This is a genomic window from Streptomyces sp. P5F9, assembly GCF_057961495.1.
In genome coordinates this window covers 1-1733 of record NZ_JBXVPZ010000863.1, presented here as the reverse complement: position 1 = coordinate 1733, position 1733 = coordinate 1, and the positions used below count along the sequence as shown (strand labels likewise).

1 protein-coding gene is annotated in these 1733 nt (G+C 73.4%); it reads left to right on the top strand.

All coding sequences use genetic code 11. From position 1 onward, the window contains the following. Positions 1–1730, top strand: a 1730-nt coding sequence (locus AC31A1_RS50955) for an ABC transporter ATP-binding protein (protein ID WP_489659838.1), incomplete at its 5' end; no start/stop codon positions are given. Positions 1731–1733: the final 3 nt, after the last annotated feature.

Here is a 1733-nt window from a genome sequence, read left to right as displayed (position 1 = left end):
GCGCCGCAGTCCGCGAACTGCTGCGCCCGCAGCGGGGGTTGGCCGCCGCGGGGTTCGGGCTGATGGTGCTCGCCACGGCCGTCGGGCTGCTCACCCAGCCGCTGCTGGGCCATATCGTCGACGTCGTCACCGAGCGCCGCTCCCCCGACGCGCTCACCTTCCCCGTGGTCGCGCTGGCCGGGGTCGCCCTGGTCCAGGGCGTGACCACCGCGCTCGGCATGTCCCTCGTGTCGCGGCTCGGCGAGACCGCGCTCGCGCGGCTGCGCGAACTGTTCGTCGAGCGCGCCCTGTCACTCCCCCTCGACCGGGTGGAGAAGGCCGGGTCCGGTGACCTCAACGCCCGTGTCACGCGCGACGTTTCGCGGGTCGCCGACGCCGTGCGCGGGGCACTGCCCGAACTGGCGCGGTCCGCGCTGTCGATCGTGCTGACGCTGGGCGCGCTCGCCCTGCTGGACTGGCGGTTCCTCATCGCGGCGCTGATCGCCGTGCCGGTGCAGGCGCACACCGCCCGCTGGTATGTGCGCAACGCCGTTCCCCTGTACGCCAAGGAGCGCATCGCCACCGGGACACAGCAGCAGCAGTTGCTGGACACGATCGGCGGGGCGCGGACCGTACGGGCGTACCGGCTGCAGAAGGGCCACACCCGGCGGGTCACCGAGCGCTCCCGTTCGGCGGTCGAACTGACCATGAGCGGCGTGCAGTTGATGCTCCGCTTCTACAGCCGGCTGCACATCGCCGAGTACCTGGGGCTGTCCGCCGTCCTGGTCACCGGATTCCTGCTGGTGCGCGACGGTTCCGCGTCGGTCGGTACGGCCACCGCGGCCGCGCTGTACTTCCACAGTCTCTTCAGCCCGGTCAACACCGCGCTGGTGCTGCTGGACGACGCCCAGTCGGCAACGGCCGGACTGGCACGGCTCGTCGGGGTCGTGGACGAACCCGCGCCCGTGGTCGCCGACCGCGCGGACGACCGTACGACCGCCGGCGGGCCCCCGTCCGTGACGCTGACCGGTGTCTCCCACGCGTATGTCCCGGGCCGCCCGGTGCTGCACGACGTCGACCTGGAGATACGGCCCAAGGAGCGTGTCGCGCTGGTCGGTACCACCGGCGCGGGCAAGACGACCCTGGCCAAGCTGGTCGCCGGGCTGCACCGTCCGCAGTCGGGCCGGATCGACGTCGGCGGCGCCGAGCCGGACGAGGCCGGTCATCTGGTCGGACTCGTCACGCAGGAGGTGCATGTCTTCGCCGGGCCGCTCTCCGAGGATCTGCGGCTGGCCCGCCCGGACGCGCACGTCGAGGAACTCCGGGAGGCGCTCGAAACCGTGGGCGCGCTCGGCTGGGTCGAGGCGCTGCCGGAGGGGCTGGACACCGTCGTCGGTGACGGTGGTCATCGGCTGACCGCCGACCGTGCGCAGCAACTCGCCCTCGCCCGACTGCTGTTGGCCGATCCGCCGGTCGTGGTACTCGACGAAGCCACGGCGGAGGCGGGCAGTTCGGGTGCGCGGCAGCTCGACGAGGCCGCCGAGCAGGCGCTGCGCGGCCGTACCGCGCTGGTCGTGGCGCACCGGCTCAGCCAGGCCGCCTCCGCGGACCGGGTGATCGTCCTGAGCGGCGGCAGGGTCGTGGAGAACGGCACGCACGACGAACTCCTCACCGCCCAGGGCCAGTACGCCGCCCTGTGGCACGCCTGGTCCGACAGCCGTTCCGCCGCGGCAGCCCCCGACGCCCGCTAGCCC